The 17,445-nt window shown below is 30.1% G+C and carries 16 protein-coding genes and 1 other RNA gene; 8 read left to right on the top strand and 9 right to left on the bottom strand.

The window, feature by feature from the left end:
• The first annotated feature begins 98 nt into the window (after positions 1–98).
• A complete protein-coding gene (locus L8U00_RS05880) occupies positions 99–1,727 on the top strand; it encodes a multidrug ABC transporter permease/ATP-binding protein (protein ID WP_263708854.1) in 1,629 nt (542 codons plus the stop codon).
• Positions 1,728–1,749: 22 nt separating this feature from the next.
• Here the strand turns inward: L8U00_RS05880 and cgb are convergent, their stop codons facing one another.
• The gene (gene cgb / locus L8U00_RS05875) at positions 1,750–2,178 is read right to left on the bottom strand and encodes a single-domain globin Cgb (RefSeq protein WP_263677516.1); all 429 of its coding nucleotides are present in this window, start codon (positions 2,176–2,178) and stop codon (positions 1,750–1,752) included.
• 190 nt (positions 2,179–2,368) lie between these two features.
• Between cgb and L8U00_RS05870 the strand changes: the two genes are divergently transcribed.
• The 3 genes from L8U00_RS05870 to L8U00_RS05860 are packed head-to-tail and all read left to right on the top strand — an operon-like array spanning position 2,369 to position 5,954.
• The gene (locus tag L8U00_RS05870) at positions 2,369–3,373 is read left to right on the top strand and encodes an extracellular solute-binding protein (protein ID WP_263708853.1); all 1,005 of its coding nucleotides are present in this window, start codon (positions 2,369–2,371) and stop codon (positions 3,371–3,373) included.
• Between the two features lie 17 nt (positions 3,374–3,390).
• Positions 3,391–4,974, top strand: a complete 1,584-nt coding sequence (locus tag L8U00_RS05865; protein WP_263708852.1) for an ABC transporter permease — start codon at positions 3,391–3,393, stop codon at positions 4,972–4,974.
• Entirely contained in the window at positions 4,974–5,954 is a 981-nt protein-coding gene (locus tag L8U00_RS05860) for an ABC transporter ATP-binding protein (protein ID WP_263708851.1), read from the top strand. The genes L8U00_RS05865 and L8U00_RS05860 overlap by 1 nt, the downstream gene beginning before the upstream one ends.
• A 71-nt stretch (positions 5,955–6,025) precedes the next feature.
• On the opposite strand, the gene L8U00_RS05855 is transcribed toward L8U00_RS05860, so the two are convergent.
• Positions 6,026–6,697 carry a WG repeat-containing protein gene (locus L8U00_RS05855; RefSeq protein WP_263708850.1) on the bottom strand — a complete coding sequence of 224 codons (672 nt, stop codon included), beginning with the start codon at positions 6,695–6,697 and terminating at the stop codon, positions 6,026–6,028.
• Positions 6,698–6,830: 133 nt separating this feature from the next.
• Between L8U00_RS05855 and L8U00_RS05850 the strand changes: the two genes are divergently transcribed.
• Entirely contained in the window at positions 6,831–8,054 is a 1,224-nt protein-coding gene (locus tag L8U00_RS05850; RefSeq protein WP_039629186.1) for an HD domain-containing protein, read from the top strand.
• A gap of 3 nt (positions 8,055–8,057) precedes the next feature.
• Here L8U00_RS05850 and ffs read toward each other — a convergent pair.
• Positions 8,058–8,155, bottom strand: an RNA gene (gene ffs, locus L8U00_RS05845) — signal recognition particle sRNA small type.
• A gap of 52 nt (positions 8,156–8,207) precedes the next feature.
• Between ffs and L8U00_RS05840 the strand changes: the two genes are divergently transcribed.
• Complete coding sequence (locus tag L8U00_RS05840) at positions 8,208–8,651, top strand: hypothetical protein (RefSeq protein ID WP_263708849.1); 444 nt, start codon at positions 8,208–8,210, stop codon at positions 8,649–8,651.
• Between the two features lie 10 nt (positions 8,652–8,661).
• Here L8U00_RS05840 and L8U00_RS05835 read toward each other — a convergent pair whose 3' ends face one another.
• Genes L8U00_RS05835 through L8U00_RS05815 form a run of 4 tightly spaced genes read right to left on the bottom strand, consistent with a single transcriptional unit; the run spans position 8,662 to position 13,311 of the window.
• Positions 8,662–10,287 (bottom strand): flagellar hook protein FlgE, encoded by a 1,626-nt coding sequence (locus tag L8U00_RS05835; protein WP_263708848.1) that lies wholly within the window; start codon positions 10,285–10,287, stop codon positions 8,662–8,664.
• 4 nt (positions 10,288–10,291) lie between these two features.
• A complete protein-coding gene (locus tag L8U00_RS07840) occupies positions 10,292–11,299 on the bottom strand; it encodes a flagellar hook capping FlgD N-terminal domain-containing protein (RefSeq protein ID WP_412175425.1) in 1,008 nt (335 codons plus the stop codon).
• Positions 11,300–11,349: 50 nt separating this feature from the next.
• Entirely contained in the window at positions 11,350–12,969 is a 1,620-nt protein-coding gene (locus L8U00_RS05820) for a flagellar hook-length control protein FliK (protein WP_263708847.1), read from the bottom strand.
• Positions 12,970–12,972: 3 nt separating this feature from the next.
• Positions 12,973–13,311: a hypothetical protein gene (locus L8U00_RS05815; protein ID WP_263708846.1), complete on the bottom strand. Its 339-nt coding sequence runs from the start codon at positions 13,309–13,311 to the stop codon at positions 12,973–12,975.
• A gap of 127 nt (positions 13,312–13,438) precedes the next feature.
• Between L8U00_RS05815 and typA the strand changes: the two genes are divergently transcribed.
• Together typA and L8U00_RS05805 are read left to right on the top strand one after the other, a co-directional pair.
• Positions 13,439–15,247: a translational GTPase TypA gene (gene typA / locus L8U00_RS05810; protein ID WP_039629177.1), complete on the top strand. Its 1,809-nt coding sequence runs from the start codon at positions 13,439–13,441 to the stop codon at positions 15,245–15,247.
• Complete coding sequence (locus L8U00_RS05805) at positions 15,247–15,879, top strand: poly(A) polymerase (RefSeq protein ID WP_263708845.1); 633 nt, start codon at positions 15,247–15,249, stop codon at positions 15,877–15,879. Before typA ends, L8U00_RS05805 begins: the two co-directional genes overlap by 1 nt.
• 11 nt (positions 15,880–15,890) lie before the next feature.
• Here L8U00_RS05805 and L8U00_RS05800 read toward each other — a convergent pair whose 3' ends face one another.
• Together L8U00_RS05800 and L8U00_RS05795 are read right to left on the bottom strand one after the other, a co-directional pair.
• Positions 15,891–16,631, bottom strand: a complete 741-nt coding sequence (locus L8U00_RS05800; protein ID WP_263708844.1) for a carbonic anhydrase family protein — start codon at positions 16,629–16,631, stop codon at positions 15,891–15,893.
• A 104-nt stretch (positions 16,632–16,735) separates the two neighbouring features.
• Positions 16,736–17,365, bottom strand: coding sequence for a protein-L-isoaspartate(D-aspartate) O-methyltransferase (locus L8U00_RS05795; protein WP_263664091.1), 630 nt, complete (start codon positions 17,363–17,365; stop codon positions 16,736–16,738).
• Positions 17,366–17,445 lie beyond the last annotated feature (80 nt).

The raw sequence follows: 17,445 nt of genomic DNA, 5'->3' as shown, positions 1-17,445 counted from the left end.
AAACGTTTGAATGTATTGCAAAATAGGTTTTTTGAGTAAAATTTATATTATAAATAAATTGTTATAATTTTATAATTATTGTTTAAAAAGGTATCATTGTGAGTTTTTTATGGATTTTATTTCAAGAAAATAAACTTAAAATCATTCTTTTTTTACTTTTTAGTATTTTTACGAGTATATTAGGTGTGCTAACTTTAGTTTTCATCAATGAGTTTTTATTAAAAGCTAGTCTTGAAAACTCAAATATCATTGTGTATTTTGTGCTTTTATTGCTTGTGTTTTTTGCGAGTTCTTCTTTTGTAGAAATTGCTCTAAGCTCGTTTGGACAAAGCTTTATTTTTAAAATGCAAAGAAGGGTTGTAAAGCAAATTTTAGATACAAGTGTTTTGAGTATTTTAAATACTACTAAAGCAAAGATTTTAGCTTCTTTAAATAATGATGTGCGTAGTATTTCTTTTGGGCTTTTAAGGCTTCCTGAATTTATACAATCAAGTGTTTTGATTATTTGTGTGAGTGCTTATATAGCTTATCTTTCTTTAGAAATTTTCTTTTTGTGTTTAGCATGGATAGTGTGTGTTTTTTTGGTGGATAATTTTTTGATGAGCAAGGTATATTTTTATTTTAAAAATGCTAGAGAAAATGATGATGCTTTGCAAAAAAACTATCAAAATATTTTACAAGGGCATAAGGAATTAACCTTAAATCCTTTAAGAGCAAAGTATTATTATGAAAATGAGTTTGAAAAAAATGCTTTGAAAAAGAAAAAAAGCTCCACTATGGGAAATATCTTGCATATTTTATCTAACAATTGGAGCAATAGCGCTATGCTAGCTTTGGTAGGAGTGGAGTTTTATATAGCTTTAAATTATGAGCTTGCTAGTTTGCAAAGTGCTACAACTATAGCTTTAAGTGTGCTTTTTTTAAGAGCGCCACTTGGAGCTATGATAGGAAGTTTTCCTACGCTTATGATGGCAAAAATCGCTTTAGATAAAATTTCAAATTTAAATTTAGAAAATTATTCTCATGAGTTTAAACTCAGTCAAAATAAAAAAACTTGGCAAAAACTTTCTTTTAAAGATGTATCTTTTGCATACAATGAAAAATTTGCACTAAAACCTGTAAATTTTGAGCTTAAAAAAGGCGAATGTGTATTTTTAATAGGTAAAAATGGTAGTGGTAAATCTACTTTTTCTATGATTTTAGCAGGACTTTTTACAGATTTTAAAGGGGATATTTTTTTAGATGATGAAAAAGTAACTTCGGAAAATATTTACGAGTATAGAAGTTTAATTAGTGCTATTTTTAGTGATTTTCATTTGTTTGAGCATGTTTTAGAAGATGAGAAATTTAGCAAAGAAGACTTGGCATACTGGCTTGAAATTTTAGAACTTAATGAAAAAGTAGAGCTTGTGGGAAATACTTTTAGCACTATAAAGCTCTCAGCTGGACAAAAAAAGCGTCTTGCTATGCTTAATGCTTTACTTGAAAAAAGGGATATTTTGATCTTAGATGAGTGGGCAGCTGATCAAGATCCTATGTTTAGAAAGTTTTTTTATACTAAACTTTTGCCACTTTTGAAGCAAAAAGGCATTACTATATTTGCTATAACTCATGATGATGTATATTTTGATATGGCTGATAGAATTTTACTCGCACAAAATGGTCAAATTTGTGAATTAAAGGGCGATATAAAAGAACTAGCTAAAAATGCAGTAGAAAAATTCTAGGCTTTGAAATCAAAGCCTATTATTACTTAGCTTTTGCATAAATTTCTTTTTCAATGTCTATGTAAAATTGTGCGATAGCTTTGTAAGCTTCTTCCCAAGCTTTTAGTGTAGTTTCATCTGCATTTAGCACTACTTTAATAGCTTTTAAAAGACAAGCGCCTACTATAGGGTAATGCTCTTCTTTGACATTTAATTTTGTATGAGTAATAGCTACTTTATCAACAAAGCTTCTCATATTTTCTAAATTTTCTACATTTTTTGCTGCCATTAAAATAGCCATTGCTAAAGCTTTTGGTTGTTCTCCTGAAGCTTGTTTCTCCATATTAAACATAGGTTTTACTTCAGGGTATTCTTCAAACATGATTTTATAAAATTCTTTAGTTAAAACTTCGCCATTTTTTTGTAAAATTGGCACACAATCTTTGATGATTTGAATTTGTTCTTGAGTCATTTTTTCTCCTTTGCATATTGTATTTTTGGTGATTATATAAAAATGAGAGAAAAAATATCTTGATTTATGTTAATTTTGTATCATTTTATTTTAAAATGATTATGTGTATCAATTTAAGTAAATATAAAGTGAATTATTAATATAATAATCCTTATCAATTTCAAAATTTAAAATTAAGGAAATTTATAAAATGAAAGCAAAAGTAGTTTTACTATCTTTATTAGCTGCTATGAGTTTAAGCGCTCAAGAGCTTACGATTTATTCTCATCGTCATTATGATTCTGATAAAGGAATTTTCAAATTATTTCAAGAAAAAACAGGCATTAGTGTAAATGTGGTGCAAGCTAAGGCTAATGAGCTTGCTAAAAGATTAGAAGTTGAAGGTAAAAATTCAAAGGCAGATTTGTTTATGACTGCTGATGCGGGAAATTTAGAACAAGTTCGCACAAATAATCTTTTTGTTTCAATTAGCTCACCTGAGTTAGAAAAACTTTCTCCAAAAGAGCTAAGAGGTAAAAACAACGAATGGTATGCTTTTACAACAAGAGCAAGAATCATCATCGCTTCTAAAGATAGAATCAAAGATGGAGAGATTAAAACTTATGAGGATTTAACTGATCCTAAATTTAAAGGTAAAGTTTTAGTAAGAAGTTCAAATAATGTTTATAATATCTCTTTATTAAGTGCAATGATTGATACTTTGGGTAAAGAAAAAGCAAAAGAATGGGCACAAGGTATAGCAAATAATCTTGCACGTACTCCAAAGGGTGGGGATCGTGATCAAATTCGTGCAATCTATGCAAAAGAAGGCGATGTGGCTATATCAAATAGTTATTATCTAGGACACTTGGCAAATTCAAAAAATCCTAAAGATGTTGAAGCTGCAAATTCAGTAAAAGTGATTTTTCCAAACCAAGATGGTAGAGGAACGCATATTAATGTAAGTGGTATAGGTGTTTTAAAAACTTCTAAAAATAAAGAAGCTGCGGTTAAATTTATCGAGTTTATGCTTTCAAAAGAAGCACAAGAAATTTTAACAAACCAAAATTATGAGTATCCGGTAAATAAAGAAGTAAAACCTGCTAAAATTTTACAATCATGGGGCGAGTTTAAAATCGAAAAACCAAATTTTGAAGCTTACTGGGGTAATGCTAAAGAAGCTTTAATGATTTTTGATGAAGTTCAATGGAAATAATTAAGGAAAAATAAAATTTGAAATTTTTAAGTCTAAGGTGGTCTTTTGCCACCTTTTTTTTCTGTAGTTTAATCATACTGCCTATACTTGCCATCATCTTGCACCTTCCTTTTATAGATATTAACACCTTAAAACATTTGAGTAAAAATGTCTTGCCACGATATATTTTTGGTAGTGCTTTTATATTGTTTGGTACTTTAGTATTGTGTTTGATTATAGGTTTAGTTAGTGCCTATTTGATAGCTTTTTATAAATTTTTTGGCTCGAAATTTTTTGAATGGTTTTTGATTTTACCTTTGGCTATACCTTCTTATGTGATGGGTTTTGTTTGGATTGATTTGTTTGAATTTCAAGGTTTAATCCCTACTTTTTTAGGCATTGATAGGCGTATAGATATCATGAATGCATATGGTGTGATTGTGATTTTATCTTTTGCACTTTACCCTTATGTGTATTTTTTTGCTAAAAATACCTTTGCTTATGGACTTGGTAATATCATTTTAAGTGCTAAAACACTTAAGGCTTCTAATCTAAAAACATTTTTCAAAGTGATTTTGCCATTTTGCCGTGTGGGTATAGTGGGTGCTTTGCTGTTGGTGGCTATGGAGGTTTTGAGTGATTATGGCTTGGTGGCGTATTTTGGCGTAGATACTTTTAGTGCAGGAATTTTTAGAACATGGGGAAGTGGCGGTGATGAAGTGAGTGCTGTGGCTTTAAGCGTGGCTTTGCTAGTGTTTATCGCACTTTTAATGCTTTTAGAAAAAATTCAAAGAGGCAAAAAAGGCTTTAATCAAAATGTATTTTTACCTACTCCAAAAGATGAGTTAAAAGGCTTAAAGGCATTTTTAGCCTTTTTATGGTGCTTTTTAGTGGCATTTTTAGCCTTTGTCGTGCCTATTATATGGCTTGTTTATTGGGCCGGGTTTGATTTTATGCAAAATTTAAGCAATGTCTTAACACCTGCATTTTATAGTCTTAGCGTGGCTTTGGTGAGTTCTTTTACTATTGTGGGGGTGGCATTTTATTTGTGTTTTGTGGTGCGTTTAAACGATACAAAAGCTTCTAAAATCATTCTTTGGCTTACGACTTTGGGGTATTCTTTACCTGGAGCTGTGGTAGCTGTGGGAATTTTAGTGATTTTGGGTGTGTTAAATTATATTTTTGATCTTTTATCGTTTGAATACGCCATAGGTGGTGGATTTTTAGTATTATTTTTTGGATATTTTGTAAGATTTTTAGCTTCAGGGATTTTTGCAACTCAATCAGGCTATGAGCGAATTTCTAAAAACATAGACTATGCGAATTTAACCTTAAAATCAAAACCACTTAAAATTTTCACTCAAATTCATTTTCCTTTGATGAAGCACTATTTAGCTTTGGCTGTGGTGATTATTTGTGTGGATATTTTAAAAGAATTGCCTATTTCGACTATACTTTCACCATCAGGTTTTCAAACTCTTTCATCGCTTGTATTTGCTTATAGTGAAAATGAATTAATTTATAATGTTTCTTTGCCATCTTTGATTATAGTGTTATTTGGGATTATCCCTACATTTTTAATGCATTATTTGCAAAATAAAAACAACCAAAAAGGACAATAATGGAAATCTTAAAAATTGACAATCTTTACAAATCTTTTGGAAAAACAGAAGTTTTAAAAGGAATTTCTTTGAGCTTAAAAGAAGGTGAGATTGTCAGTATTTTGGGAGAAAGTGGATGTGGTAAGAGTTCTTTACTTGGTTGTATAGCAGGTTTTTTTGAAATCAATGATGGCAGTATTTGTATAGGGGATAAACTAGTTGCTTCTAAGAGTGTGTATTTAGCCCCACAAGAGCGTGATGTTGGAGTTTTGTTTCAAGATTATGCTTTATTTCCGCACTTAAATGTAGAAGAAAATATATGCTTTGGTATAGACTCTTTAAGTAAAAACGAGCAAAAACAAAGGCTTGATGAAGTTTTAGAAATTTTAAATTTAAATACACTTTTAAAGCGCTATCCAAATGAGCTAAGCGGTGGGCAAGCCCAAAGAGTAGCACTAGCAAGAACCATAGTTGCAAGGCCAAAAATCATACTTTTTGATGAGCCTTTTTCAAATTTAAATCACACTTTAAGCGTTAAAATGCGCAAAGAAATCAAAAATATCTTAAAAGAGCATAAGCTTAGTGCTATTTTTGTCACACACGATAAAGACGATGCTTTTTATTTATCAGATAATATCGCTTTGATTAAGGATGGGAAAATTTTAGACTATGGAAGTGCCAAAGAGCTTTTTTATAAGCCTAAAAATATAGATAGTGCTTGCTTTTTGGGAGAAGCATTTTTTATAGATCCAAATACAATTTTAGATGAGAAATTTAAAGTATATTTGCAAAGTAAAAATGGCATTTTACGCCCTAATGATATACAAATTTCAACTTCACAAACTCCTTTAAAAGCTAGTGTTTTAGAATGCGTATTTTATGGGGATTTTTATGAGTTAAGCGTGAGTTTGGAAGGACATATTTTTAGCATTTATCATCATAAAGAGCTTAGTAAAAATGATGAAATTTATCTTAAGTTAAGCGATATAGAAAGTTTTTAATTTGCTAAAATTATAATGAGTATGCGAAAATAAAAGTTCTAGTAATTGGAATAATATCAAATTTATATTTGCTATTTTATAATGTTTCCGCTAGTATCTACAAAGCCCCATTTTCCATTTAGCTGAACTATTGCGGCTTTATTATAAAAACTCTCTACTTCATCAAATATAGGGTTTATAACAATATTTCCACTTTTGTCTATAAACCCAAATTTTTCGTTTAATTTTATCTTTGCGAGGCCCTCGCTAAAACTCTCTACTTCATCAAATATAGGGTTTATAACAATTTCCCCTTTATTGTTTATAAACCCCCATTTTTCATTTAGTTTTATATCTGCAAGTCCTTCGTTAAAATTTCCCGCATAATCAAATTTAGGTTTTATTATAAATTCTCCATTTGTGTCAATAAAACCCCATTTGTCATTTATTAAAACCGATATCAAATTTTCGTAAAAACCATTTGTATCGTCAAATTTTGGTTCAGTTATAATTTTTCCGTTTTTGTCAGCGAAACCGTACTTATTACCTATTTGAATAGTTATAAAATTTTCATTAAGGTGACTAATATAGTCATATATTGGGTTTATTATAAAATCTCCATTTTTATTTATTAAGCCCCACTTGCCATTGAGTTTTACTGTTGCTATATCATTGTGAAAAAATAAAACTTCATCAAAAATCGGCCACATCATTTTTTTACCATTTATATTTACAAAACCTTGTTCGTTGTTTAATTTAATCATGGTAGAACCTCGTATTTATGTTGATGATAAGTTTTAAAGATTATTTTACAATAAAATATCAAATCATAATATCAAAATAAAATTTGCTAAAGATTATAAAATAAAGTAAAATCACAGCAAAAAAAGGAAATAAATGATTAGTGTAGAATTAATAGAGCATATTTTTAAAGCAGCTTCTATATCAAGATGGAATGATTATCCTAGAATGACAAATTTAGTCGAACTTGATAAACAAGCGCATAAATTTATCATTGCTTATTTCATTGCTAAAATGGAAAAAGATGTCAATATGCGCTTTATCATAGAAGCGGGGATTTTTGAGTTTTTAAGCAGGGTAGTAGTGACTGATATACGCCCTGATGTGTACCATGAGATAACACGAGCAAAAAATGAGCAGGTAAGCGCTTGGGTGTTAAGTAAAATCGCACCGATGATTCAAGATATTGAAAATGGTGAGTTTTTAAAACGCTATGAGCTTTTTTTACAAGGTAAAGATTATGCTAAAGAAAGGCTTATTTTAAAAGCTGCTTCATATTTTGCGACAAGGTGGGAGTTTAATATAGTTTATCAAACTAGCTCGTTTTTAAGTGATATTGATGAGATTAAGGCTAAGGTTGAAGAAGAATTAGAAGATTATTATGAATTAATCGGTGCAAGAAAAATAGCTCTTAACCAAAAAATTTCTAAAATAATTGATTTAAGCGGGCGTTTGCGTTTTCAAAAAAGATGGGCGCAAACTCCAAGGATTCCAGAAACTGCAGTTTTAGGACATATGCTTGTGGTAGCTATTTTGTCTTATTTTTATTCTTTAGAAGTAAAAGCATGCGATGGTAGAATAGAAAGCAATTTTTATTGTGCTTTGTTTCATGATTTGCCTGAAAGTTTAACTAGGGATATCATCTCTCCGGTAAAATATGGCATAGATGGGTTAAATGAAATCATCAATGAGTATGAAATGAAGCTTATTAATGAGAAAATTTTACCTTTTATACCACTATCTTTTAGAGAGGAATTTAGCTATATACTTGGTATTAGAGAAGGACAAAACGAAGAAAGTGCCTTTGTAAAAAATGAATTTGAAAATCGTATTTTTAATAACAAGCCAAGTGTTTATAGTGGTAGTTTAGATGCGGTTAATGAAGATCGTTTTAAAGCTATTGATGGAAAGGCTTTGAAATATTGTGATAAATTAGCAGCTTTTATAGAAGCAGCTTTATCGATTAGCTATGGAGTAAAGTCTAAAGAGCTTGAAAGTGGTTTTGTGGGAATGTATGAATATTTTAAAACAAATCCGACTATTAATGGGGTAAATTTCTTTAGAATTTGTGAGGATATTAAAGGATATTTTAAACTTTAAAACCCTCTCCCAGATGACTGCGGCACACACTAAGTCTAAGTGCTCTGCTGTGTTCCCACCCTGAAGCGGTGCTTAAAAATAGCATTGCACAGGTCTAAGAGAAGGCAGTTGAAATAATACCTTAAAATATCTTAAAAAACATTGAGGTGAAGTATGTTGAGTATATTTGCAAATTTTTTATCTAAATTTAGAGAATTTTTTGTTCCTAGTCATTTATCTTTAGAATTTAGAGCAAAATCTTTTGCTGCTATTATTGTGGCAAATAAGACTATAAAAGCAGAAATTTGGCAAGTTTTGGCTGATATTGCAAGTGAAGTTTATCCAGTTGATAAAAGCAGGCAGGCTATTTTAGTGCAAACTTCTAAAGAATATGTGGATAGAGTTTTAAAAAATGAGCTTAGTTTAGACGCTTTACTTAAAAATATTGCTTCACTTTTAAAGAAAAATCCAAGATATGCAAAAAAGATTAATTTTCATAGACTTGAGCGTTTGATGGATAAAAATGAAGAAGAAGCTTTAGTGCAACTTAGGGTGTATGAATTTTTTGAGCAAGAAATAAAATATATTTTAGAAAAAAATTCAAAAGAACCATCATGAAAGGCTAAAATTAGCGTTTCATGTTGATTGCTTTTTGTATCATTTGATCAGCTGTTGTGATACTTTTACTACTTGAATCATAAGCTTTTTGCAAAGTGATTAAGTTTGTAAATGCTACGGATAAATCTACATTTGATTGCTCTAAATAAGAGCCTTTAAAGGTTGCTGTGCTGAAATTTCCATTATCATCAAGCAAAAAGGTTGGATTACCGCTATTTCCTGTTTGTCCATAAAGATTCTCTCCTAGCTTTTCCAAACCTTGTTCATTGGTAAAATTAAACAAAGCAAGTTTTGCCATAGCTATTTGATCGCCATTAGTAAAAGTGGCGATGATGGTACCATCTGTGTTGATAGAATAATTATTTAAAAACCCTTCACCTTTGCCATCTGTTTGTGTGTGTACTGAAGGCTGTTTATTTTTTAAAGCATGAAGTCCATCATAACCTGAATTTGGTATATTTGGATCATAATAAGACCCAAGGTTTATATTGACTTTTGTTCCGTTATTATCAACTGAGTTTAGAGTACTAGATACCAAAGCTCCAGCTTCATTAAAGGTGATTAAACCTTCGGTAGTTCCACCTATTTTATTGCCATCATTATCATATACTTGAGCAACGGCTTTGTACTCTAAATCTGTGCCATTTTGCGGTAAAACTCTATCTAATTTAACCTTAATCCAACTAGTAGAACCATCAGGATTAATTAATTTTGCAGAAAGTTCTGTGCTATCAGCTACTTCTTTTTCTACACTTAAATGAGATGATTCTAACTTAGCTGTTTCTAAATCTACTTTATCTAGTTTTTGATTGTCAATACTAAAAGCCAAATTCTCATCTAAAGTAGCTTGTAATGTTTGACTAGCACCTTTTTCATCAGTAATTTTAAAATATATAGTATCACCAGGCTTTAAACCAAAAATTTGCTCATCTTTTACACTACCTGAAATTTTTACACTACCATCTTCATTTTTGCTAAATTCAAATTTAGAAGCATCTACATCTACGTTCACTGCTTCTGTTTTGGTGCTTGTGTCTAAATTTCCACTCCAAGTGATATTTTGTGTTGGTTGAGGTAGTAAATAAAGATTTTTAGGCACAGAAATAGGCCCTTGGGTATTAACTCCACCTATTTGGAAATTTTCTCCAGGTGTTCCACTCCAAGCTGTGGTAACTTTTTGTCCCATAGCTTGACCAAACATATTAGAAACCCTATCGCTTAGCTGAATTTCTTTTAATGATGGATTCATAGTTCCAAGCACATAATTACCATTTGAATCTACTAAAAATCCATTTGCATCAGGTTTAAAAGCGCCATTTCTAGTATAATAAACTCCATTGGCATTACTTACACCAAAAAAGCCCTTTCCAGCAATAGCCACATCAAATTCATTATCAGTAGAAACTAGTGGTCCTTGTTCAAAAACATCATTTGTAGCTCCTGCTACACTACCATAACCAGTTTGACCTTTATTATATGATTGCGTTGTTATGGTGCTATAAAATACATCTTTGAAAGCTACATCGGAGTATTTAAAACCGACTGTATTGACATTGCTTATATTATGAGCAGTATTGTCTATGCCATAACTTTGGGATTTTACTCCATTTACTCCATTGTAAAATGCTGTAAACATGATTTTATCCTGTAATTTCTTTAATATCTTCCCATTTAACCCAGCTACCGCCCATACCAACTAGAGCTTCACCATCTTCAAATCTTACACCGGTGATAGGATAAGCACCATAAGTTGAGTTAACTGTTGTTCCATCTTCACCTATATAACTTGCTCTTACATAGTATTTACCAGATGGCACAGGATTTCCACTATCATCTGTTCTATCCCAAACAATCTGTTTCATACCCGCAGTCATATCTTTAACTTTCATTGTTCTTACAGGATCACCTGCTTCGTTATAAATAGTAAATGTTACAGGTTCGCTATCTGATTTATAAGCTGAATCAATCTTAGCTGTTTTGATATCAACGCTTGGAGTATGTCCTATAATTTTAAAGGTTTGATCCTCACCAACTACTGCTTTAACAGTTTCTTCTTGGCCTTTATCATCAACTAATTTTACATATATAGTTTCTCCAGGCCCTGCTATTTCTTTATCTACCTTACCTGTAATGTCTAGTTTATCTTCACCATTTTTCTTAAGTTCAAAACCTTCAGTGTCAATATCAGTCTTTTTACCTTTTTGTGGTTCTTTTGGTAAATACATATTAATTTGAAATTGTATATCATCATCTGCTACCACAAGATAATCATCTTTAACTGTTGCAAGTTTTCCAACTGCAGCTAATGCACTCATACCGGTACTTGCTGCAATAGAATTTTGTAGTTTTGCCATCGCATCTACTAGTTGAGTCATGGTTTTATTGGTGTTATCTTGCATTTCAAGTGCTGAAAGTTGTGCTGTTTGAGTAAGCATTTTTTCAGTATCCATAGGATCGGTTGGATCTTGGTGTTGAAGTTCTATCAAAAGAAGCTTTAAAAATGCATCCTTGTCAAGTTCTGCTCCAGGGTTATAAATCAACCCACTATCGCCTTCTCCGGCTCTAGCGTTTCCTTTTGTATTTGGCATATCTTTAGTATTAAGTGTTGCTAAAGGACCTTGAAGAGTTTGTGTATTTATATTTGACATAAAAATCCTTTTTTATATATTTTTAAAGCTTAAAGCAAAAAATATTCCATTTAAAAATATTTTGCTAAAACCATTTCTAAGCTTGGTTTTTCTTGAATTTCTTTTTCGAAATTCACCTTATCTTCTTTATTATTGTTATTTTTTTGTTTTTGTTGATTATTTTGTTCTTTTCTTTCTTGATTATTAAAATTCATTTCTAAATTTGTAAAGCCCATGTTTACAAGAGCGTTTTTAAACTCAGCTTGATGTTGTATGAAAAGATTTAAGGTATTTTGATTAGAATTAAAGCTGATGTTTAGATTAGATCCTCTTTGGACTAAGGTAACTTCTACTTCTCCAAGATTATGCGGGTTTAGAGTTATACTAAAGCGAGTTATAGGTGCTTTATAACTTTCTAGTTTGTCTTTAAATTCTTGGGCAAAATCATTGAAAGTTTCTTTCATAGGAATATTTTGGTTTTTCACAAAATTATTAGAAACTCTATTCATTTCTTTCACGTAAGAATTTAAATTTTCTTCATTATGATCACTATCATCTTTTGTAAATTCTGTGGTGTTTTTGAAAATATCGTTAAAAACATCTGTGTTTTGAGTATTTTTTTCTGTTTTTAATTGTTTTTCTTGAGGATTTAATAAATTCTCTAAATTAATTTTTAAATCTTGATTTTGTAAATTTTGAGTATTTTTTGTATTTGTTAATTCAGTTTTTAAGTCCTTTGAATTTTCTAAAACAGAACTTATTTTTTTACTAAAACTATCTTCACTGGTAGTTAATTTTTCATTTTTTAATATTTCTTTAAAATCTATTTTTTCTTTATCCTTAATTTCTTTTTTTAAGTTTGAATTTTGAGTTAGATTAATGAGTTCTATATCATTTTTATTAATATTTTTTATGTCTTTTGTTTCTTTGTTATCTTGAATTTTTTCTATAAATTTTTCTTTGAAATCTATATTTTGAATATTTTCTTTTACTTTTACATCTTTTTTTGGAAGCTCTATGTTTTTTAAAGCAGAAGAAAGTAAAGAAACACCTTCGTTTTCTTTGCTTTTTATATTTTTATTTGTATTTGGTTCTTCTTTTAAAAGTTTGGTGATTTTTTGATTGATTAAATCTTGAAAAACATTAGTATTGTTTTGTTTTGCATTTTCAAAAAAACCTTTTTTATCAAGATTTGGAAAAGCTTCTTTTAAATCTTTGATTTGTTCAAATTTTATATTTTTTATATTTAATCCAAGTTCTTTTGCTATATTAAAAAGCTCATTGATATTTTTTATATTTTTTAACTTGTGTAGGTTTTTTTCAAGAGCTAAAATAGCAGTATTATCTTGGACAAGTTTGTTTAATTTTATATCCTTGCTATCACTTTGTAAAACTTCTAGTAAAGAAAGAATTTGCATAAAATTTGCACCTTCAAAAAGCTTTAAAGCATCCTTTTCGTCTAATTGAACTTTATCGTCAATGGTTTCTTTTAAGCTTTCGTTTTTATTTTCTTTTTGTGGTACTTTAAAGTCTTTTGGTAAACTTCCATCTTTTTCATCTATAGCTTGCAATAGTGAATTTAAAAATTCTTCTCCATCGCTATTTGAATTAGCACTTTCTTTGCTAGGATTTTCATTTTGTGGAGCGATGCTTAGTAAGTTTAAAGCATCGCTAGCTTGGATATTTGACATTAATTAACCTACTAAAAAATTATTTTTTGCTAAATTTGGAAATAAACTTTGCAATTGCGCTGCACAATCAAGTTTTAAATTTTCATGAGAAAGATTAAAGTTTTTAAATATTACTAGTAATTCTTCTATATTTTTAGCATTTAAAACTGCATTTTCATTATGAACATCATCCAAAATTTCACTTACTTTACTTGAAAGTTTTGCATAGTTTAGTTCTTTTTCTTCATTTGAATTTACAACTTCTAAATAATTTAAAAGTTCCATAAAATGCTTACTATTTAAAACTGAAGTTCCTTGTTTTTCTAAGTTAGCGTTAAAGATTTGAGTTCCTAGATTTGACATATTTTTCTCCTTAAAAATAATTCTTATCCAAGACAAAAGCAACAAGTGTTCCAATTTGCTAATCTTAATTTTTAAGCATTTTTTTTATATAATATTAGATTTTAAATTTAAGACTTTGGAGAAAAACTTGGATAATATTAGAAATATAGCTGTTATAGCTCACGTTGATCATGGTAAAACAACAATGGTAGATGAGCTTTTAAAGCAATCAGGAACTTTTAGTGAGCGTGAGCAAATAGCAGAGCGCGTAATGGATAGCAACGATATAGAAAAAGAAAGAGGTATTACTATACTTTCTAAAAATACTGCTATTAATTATAAAGGCACTAAAATAAACATCATAGACACTCCAGGCCATGCTGATTTTGGCGGTGAAGTTGAGCGTGTGTTAAAAATGGTTGATGGAGTTTTGCTTTTAGTTGATGCACAAGAAGGTGTTATGCCTCAAACTAAATTTGTGGTAAAAAAGGCTTTATCTTTAGGGCTTAAACCTATTGTTGTTATTAATAAAATTGACAAACCAGCTGCTGATCCTGAAAGAGTAATCAATGAAATTTTTGATCTTTTCGTGGCTTTAGAGGCAAATGATGAACAGCTTGATTTTGCTGTAGTTTATGCGGCTGCTAAAAATGGTTATGCAAAACTTGCACTTGAAGATGAAAGCACTAATATGGAGCCGTTGTTTAAGACTATACTTGAGCGCGTGCCTGCTCCAAGTGGTAGTGATGAAAATCCTTTACAGCTTCAAGTTTTTACTCTAGGTTATGATAATTTCGTTGGTAAAATAGGCATTGCAAGAATTTTTAATGGTAAAGTAAAGAAAAATCAAAATGTAATGCTTGCTAAGGCAGATGGTTCTAAAATCAATGGAAGAATTTCAAAACTTATTGGTTTTATGGGTCTAGAAAAAATGGACATTGAGGAAGCAGGAACAGGTGATATTGTAGCGATTGCAGGTTTTGAAGCTTTAGATGTGGGAGATAGTGTGGTAGATCCAAACAATCCTATGCCTCTTGATCCTTTACATATAGAAGAACCAACTTTAAGCATAGTATTCTCAGTAAATGATGGTCCTTTAGCAGGTACTGAAGGCAAGCATGTAACTTCAAATAAAATCGCAGAACGTCTAGAAGCGGAGATGAAAACTAATATTGCTATGAAATATGAAAGTACAGGCGAGGGTAAATTTAAAGTAAGTGGAAGAGGTGAACTGCAAATAACTATCTTGGCTGAAAATATGCGTAGAGAAGGTTTTGAGTTTTGTATGGGAAGGCCTGAGGTTATCGTTAAGGTAGAAGATGGAGTTAAAACAGAACCATTTGAGCATTTAGTGATTGATGTGCCTGATGATTTTACTGGGGTTGTGATTGAAAAATTAGGTAAAAGAAAAGCTGAAATGAAAACTATGACACCAACTGGAGATGGTCAAACAAGACTTGAGTTTGAAATTCCTGCGCGCGGGCTTATAGGATTTAGATCACAATTTTTAACAGATACTAAAGGCGAGGGTGTGATGAACCATAGCTTTTTAGAGTTTCGTCCATTTAGCGGGGCAGTTGAAAAAAGAAATAATGGTGCGTTAATTTCTATGGAAAATGGTGTTGCGCTAGGGTATTCTTTGTTTAATTTACAAGATAGAGGGGTATTATTTATTGATCCTCAAACAAAAGTATATACAGGTATGATTATAGGTGAGCATTCACGCCCAAATGATTTAGATGTTAATCCTATTAAAGGTAAAAATTTAACTAATGTTAGAGCAAGTGGAAGTGATGATGCAATTAAGCTTGTGCCACCTAGAAAATTAAGCCTTGAAAGAGCGTTAGAGTGGATAGAAGAAGATGAGCTTGTAGAGGTTACTCCGCAAAATATTAGAGTTAGAAAAAGATATCTTGATCCTACTCAAAGAAAAAGAATGGAAAAGGCTAAGTCTTAATGGATTTTGAAGCCATAAGACAAGCTTTAAATAAAAGACTCAAAGCTTTGCAAATTTTAGCATTTGCTGAAGCTTTGGTTGTATTTTTTCTTGCTTTTCAATTTAGCAAAGATGTGATCATAGCTTTATTTTTTGCTGTTTTAGCAGGAGTTTTGTTTTTTAGAATTTTAGGAAGAAAGCTTATGTGGGGACGCAATGAGCTTGTGTTTAAAATGTGTGAGGAATTTTTAAAACAAAACAATGCTAAATTTGACAAACAAGGCTTTGGCCAAAAAGATTTTGAAAAAATTGCTTTTGATTTTTCTTTAAAAACTTATCATTCTCAAAATTCTTTTGTTTTTGATGATTTTATTCTTTATGATGTGAAATTTAAAGATGAATTTGGGAATTTCTTTTGTGGAGTTTTGCTTTATAGTAAGAAATTAAAAGAAGATATCAACTCAAATGAAAGTATTTTTGAAAAAGCAAAGGATAAAGAATTTTCTACACAAAGAGTTTTGAAAAAAGATGATTACTTGCTTATAGCAAGTTTGAAAAATCCTTTTTTTGCTGATTTGAAAATTTCAAGTGAGTTAAATTTTAAACTTTTTAGAGCTAATTTAGAAAAAATCCAAGCTTTTATACATGATTAAGTTTAGCTTACTTAATCATTTTGTTCTAAATTATTAATTTCTTGTATTTTTAAATTCTCATTTTTTCCCATTAAATTTTGTATGGTTTGGATTTGCTCTTTAGAGGCATAGCTTATATCTTTTAAAACTATCCAAGTGATTTTTTGATTACAAGGCTTGTTGAGTTTATTTTTAAAGATATAAAAAGATTGAAGGTCATTTGGTAATAACTCATTAGCACTTAAGCCTTGAACATAAAGTTTATCGCCTTCTTTTTTAGGAAAAGCACGGATGATTTTTTTAATAAAAGGATTTTCCGCACTTTCTTGTAAAAACAGTACAACTACTGCTATATCGCCTTTTTGATTTACATGGCTAAAATGAATTTCTAAAGGATAAGATTTTTTATTAATAGAAATTTTTGATGGGCTATGAAAGTGAAAATGAGATAAATTATAACTTGTATTATCTAGCACGATATAGCTTCCATTGCTTGCAAAATGCATTTTTATGGTATAACCATCATTTATTAAACCAAAAGAATCATTTGAATAGTTAAATTCTAAAGAATGATTTTTATTTGTAGCCTTTTTACTGTTTATATTAATAAAATCTTGATTTAACCCACTTTCACAATAAATCCAGTTTTTATCTAAATTTTTCCATTTATCTTTGTCTATAAAATTTCCGTGTGAGGCATTTTGAGGCATTTGCTCATAGGCAAAAAGCATGCTAGTGGTAAATAAACCAAAAAGTATTTTTTTTAAACTCATAATATTCCTTTTTAATATAATTATAAAAAAATATCCCCTATAAAAAGCTTATGTTTAAAAATAATTATATTAAAATTAAATATTTATCTTAAAAATTAGCAAGATTATTCTTTACCATCTTTGATGGGTACAAAAAGACATTCATCTAAAACCTCTTTGCTAATCTCGCCATCTTTTTTGGTAAATTTAGTGATAAATTGTTGATTTCCTATGAGTAAAGGAGCTACTAAAATTCCATTGTTTTCAAGTTGATCAAACAATACATTTGGAATATGCTCTATATAAGCTGAGAGTAAAATTCTATCATATGGTGCATAATTTTTCCAACCATTTTGTCCATCATCAAATTTTACATGGATATTAGCATAGTTTAGTTTTTTAAATTTTTCTATAGCGCTAATTGCAAGTTTTTCAATGCGCTCTATGGTAAAAACTCTTCTTATGAGTTTGCTTAAAATCGCAGCTTGATACCCGCTACCACAACCTATTTCTAAAACACTATCAGCATCTTTAAAATCAAGTGCCATAGTCATTTTAGCTACGGTTAAAGGCGAGCTTATCCATTGATTGCCCATTAAAGGAAGTGCATCAAGTCTATAAGCATGCATTTTTAAAGGTGAAAAAATTTCTCTTGGAGTGGAACAAAAAGCTTCAAATAATTCTTCATTGATGAAAGTATTTTTGCGAATTTCTTCTGCCATAGTTTGACATTGTTTTTGTTCAAATATATGAATCAATAAGCACCCCTTGATAAAAAGTGTTATTTTATCTTAAATTTTATTTATCTAGCTTTAAAATCCTTAAGGCGTAAAAA

Origin of the sequence: Campylobacter sp. IFREMER_LSEM_CL2256 (assembly GCF_025771645.1) — a bacterium.
Lineage (GTDB): Bacteria > Campylobacterota > Campylobacteria > Campylobacterales > Campylobacteraceae > Campylobacter_D.
Note: the sequence above shows the minus strand (reverse complement) of the source record. Positions and strands in the feature narration are given on the sequence as shown.